Raw genomic sequence first — 4055 nt, forward strand, 5'->3', positions numbered from 1 at the left:
TTAAGGTTATGATGGGGAATGATTATGAGTGGGATCAGGTAGAAGGTCGCTATACCGCAAAGCCTTCGGATGACCAGTTTGAAGTGAAGAACTACTAAAATAAGCTAAGACGTTAAAAGGCTGAATGAGGAGGCGTGCTTTCCTTATTCAGCTTTTAAAATTGCCCATGCTTGCCCTGACCTTTGGTAAACCCCTGTGCGCCGTCTAAGGCTCCTGATGCGGCAGCGACTTCCATGCCTCGGTAGAATTCATTCTTCATGGCTTCATCAAATGACTTGTCCCGGTGCTTAGCTGTCTCGAAGTACACTAACTGGCGAATGACTAGCCACCTTCCTTGTACTCAATCCTACTAAACACATGATCAGTAAGGCTGAACTAATGGGTAGCCATGCCCAAAGATGCCATTGCACTTGATAGTCTAGGTCGAGTAAATAGCGATATAAGCTATAGCAGATTGCTTCAGTACCCAGCAGGGCCAGAATACCTGCCATGAGGCCTAACAAAGCGAATTCACTCCACTGATTAAGGCGAAGCTGCTTTCGGTTAGCGCCGAGTGTCCGTAAAATTGCACCTTGTAATATTCGCTCATCGATACTTGAATAAATGGTCGCCAGTAAGACCAACACACCGCCGATCAATACTAGGATAAGTAAGTACTCAACAGCGAGGCTGACTTGCTTGAGCAAACTTTGAATTTGCGTAAAGACCATACTCATGTCGAGTAAGGTAATGGTCGGGAACTCGCGGATGAGCTTAGTAAGTTTTGCCTCGCTGCCAGAAGGGACATGAAAACTGGTTAAGTAACTAAGCGGAAGGTCCTGGAGCGCTGCCTCAGATAGAATCATATAAAAGTTAGGACTAAGTGTTCCCCAATCGACACTGCGAATACTAGTAATGGTCACTGTGAAGCTTTGTCCGGCCACCTCGAAGCGAAGCGTGTCGTTAAGCTTTACACCTAATCTCCCTGCTAAACGCGATTCAATAGAAACTTGTTTGCTCGCCGCATCTGACTTTTTATCATTTATCCAAACACCTTCCAGTATTTTGTTTCCTTCGGGTAGTTGTTCACTCCATGTGAGCGCCAGATCTCTTTGAAGGGCCGGGTCTTCACTCAGTTTTTCATCATCATGAACATAGCGTTCGTTGATATGCGTTAATCGCCCTGGAACCATAGGAAAGAGCGGGTAGTTCTTGAAGCCGGTTTCTTCGAGTGCCGCTTTATAACTATCCGATTCATAGGCTTGTATATTCATAGCGAAGAAATTGGGCGCGTTCTCGGGTAAGCCGCGTTGCCAGTCATTTAGTAAATCATTTCTTACAACACTAATGACTAGCATGACCATCAATATCATCGCGAATGCCAAGATTTGAGTGCTGGCACTTTGATTGTTGCGCATGAGGTGTCGCCAGGCGAAACGCACATAAATATTGAAGCGTGCTGAAGGTGTGATTTTATCTAAAAGCTTAAGTATTCCTCGTAAACCAAATGAGAGCAGGATAAGGGTCACCAATCCGCCGACAATCACTGCGAGAGACATCTTTACATCGCCGGTAAACCATAAGCATAACGAGAGAATACATGCGAGCGCGATGCCGTAGATTAGTCTTCCGCTAATGCTCATCGGCTCAAGGTCACGGCGCAGGATTCTAAGTGGGGATACGCGACTTAGTTGAATCAGGTGAGGTAGCGCAAAGCCCAGTAGAGTAACCGGGGCCGTAATACTCGCAATAGCCCAAGCTGACCAAGGTGCGGTAGGCAAGTCATTGATAAATAGGATACTTAGCAAGGAAGAAAGTTGTTCCTGTATCAGGGTGCCAAGCATTAGGCCGATGAGCGTGGTGATGAAGGCGAGAATCAGTAACTGCAGACTAAAAAGCCACAGTACTTGCTGACGACTGGCGCCCAAGGTTCTTAACAGTGCGCTGGTATCGTAGTGGTGTTGGGCATAGTTTTGAGCGGCCATCGCAATGGCAATACCCGCAAGTAGAATCGCGAGAATGGCCGCTAAGGAAAGATAGCTACGTGCTTTATCGAGTGCCGCGGCAAGCGCCTGGTTGTTATCTGATAATGACTCCAGGCTTTGATTGTCACTGAGTAGAGGTTTCAGCCAGACCTTGTATTGGTCAATTGAGTTAAGCGAGCCCTTGAGTTGAGTCGTCTCGGTCTGAGCTTGTTTGTCTTGAAGGTCTGCAAGCAATAAGCGCCAAGTAACGCGACTCCCAGTCTGAATAAGCCCAGCTGCTTCGATGTCAGCCATATTCATCATCAGGCGTGGGGACAAACTATAGAAGTTTCCACCGCGATCACTTTCCTGGGTGATGAGTGCACCTATGGTGAAATTCTGTTTGCCCAGTTCCAGTGTGTCGCCTATTTTTGCATTGAGTAGCGTCAGTAAGCGAGACTCTAGCCATACACTACCAGGAGGTGGTCCTGTTGGGCTTTTCTCCCCGGGCTTGAAGGCACTCAAGCTAGTCATAACCTTACCTTTAAGAGGGTAATGATCATCGACGGCTTTAACGGCGGCCAAAGACATTTCATCCCCTACCACCACAACACTTGGGAACTCCAAGGTGGTACTGGTTGATAAACCGCTTTGTTGCGCACGTTCTTCGAACCCGGCCGGGATTTCTTGACTGGAGCGAATGCGCAGGTCGGCGCCAAGCAGCTCGGTAGACTTTGCCAACATGCCGGCTTCCATACGCGCACTGAATACACTGATAATGGTAGCGACGGTGACGGCTAGAATAAGAGAAAAGATGATTAAGGTGAGCTGCCCCGAACGGGTTTCTCGTCTGAGAAGAGACTGGGACAGACGAATAAGTTTGAGGAAACTGAGGCCTTGCGTGCTTGTATTCATCTTAAGCATTTAGCTCCTTTACCTGGCCATCGCTCATGCGTACGGTTCGGGCGCAGCGCTTAGCTAGTTGTTCGTCATGCGTTACGAGTACAAGGGTTGTTCCCAACTGAGAGTTCAAGGAAAAAAGCTGTTCTACAATTTGTTGCCCTGTATTACTGTCGAGATTGCCGGTAGGCTCGTCTGCAAACAATATTTTTGGTTCAGAAGAGAAGGCTCGAGCGATAGCAACACGTTGTTGTTCACCACCCGAAAGCTGTTTAGGGTAGTGATGGATTCGATGGCTCAGGCCAACCTTGTCCAGCCAGTCTAGTGTTTTCTCTTCAGTTTGGCGGGCGTTATACCTGCCAGACATTTCTATCGGCAGGCTGACATTTTCATAGGCCGTCAGGCCGGGAAGCAGCTGGAAGCTTTGAAAGACAAAGCCTACCCCCTTTGCTCTGACAGATGATCGTTGATCTTCATTTAACTGGTGTAATGCTTCGCCCAAGAGGTAGACTTCGCCTGATGAACTTTCATCAAGCCCGGCCATAATTCCTAGCATTGTTGATTTGCCGCTACCTGACGCGCCAACGATGGCGACAGATTCTCCTTGCTTGATTTCAAGTTGAATGCCTTGCAAGATATCAAGCTGTTCTGAACCGGTATTGACCGACTTACATACATTATTGAGTTTCAGTAGGAGATTTTCTTGAGTGCTATTTTCAGGCATATTCAATCACAAAATAGTTGTCTAAACAGAATGGGGTTTGCGATGCACATGCAGCTAGGTCGTTATTTTATTATTGGCTGCCTGCTTCTACTAAGCAGCTTAACGTATGCGGCGGAAATAGAAAAACCGTTACCGGTAAAAAATACTGTTCCAGTTCAAAAGGCTGCAAGCATTCTAGTGGTGGGTGACAGTATTAGCGCGGCCTTTGGTTTGGATAAGAGTAAGGGCTGGGTAGCGCTGATGCAGCGTGAGCTGGGCGATAACTATCGCGTGATCAATGCAAGTATCAGCGGTGATACCACTACCGGTGGCCGTTATCGTTTAGGTAAGGCCTTATCAACTCATCAGCCCGTTATCGTCATTATTGAACTTGGCGGAAACGATGGTTTACGAGGAACCCCGGTTAGGCAGATTCGTAATAACCTAGAAGCGATGGCTGTGATGTCACAAGAGGCTGGAGCCCAAGTAATATTGCTAGGCATGCAGAT

3 protein-coding genes are annotated in these 4055 nt (G+C 47.5%); 1 reads left to right on the forward strand and 2 read right to left on the reverse strand.

All coding sequences use genetic code 11. The features are described from left to right. Positions 1-287 precede the first annotated feature (287 nt). Together A3766_RS13530 and A3766_RS13535 are read right to left on the reverse strand one after the other, a co-directional pair. The gene (locus A3766_RS13530; RefSeq protein WP_082907118.1) at positions 288-2867 is read right to left on the reverse strand and encodes an ABC transporter permease; all 2580 of its coding nucleotides are present in this window, start codon (positions 2865-2867) and stop codon (positions 288-290) included. Then, complete coding sequence (locus tag A3766_RS13535) at positions 2860-3567, reverse strand: ABC transporter ATP-binding protein (protein WP_068553431.1); 708 nt, start codon at positions 3565-3567, stop codon at positions 2860-2862. Before A3766_RS13535 ends, A3766_RS13530 begins: the two co-directional genes overlap by 8 nt. Here A3766_RS13535 and A3766_RS13540 point away from each other — a divergent pair. Continuing rightward, a partial coding sequence (locus A3766_RS13540; protein WP_231882902.1) for a GDSL-type esterase/lipase family protein occupies positions 3547-4055 on the forward strand: 509 nt, incomplete at its 3' end. The genes A3766_RS13535 and A3766_RS13540 overlap by 21 nt on opposite strands.

It is taken from the genome of Oleiphilus sp. HI0132, from assembly GCF_001635845.1.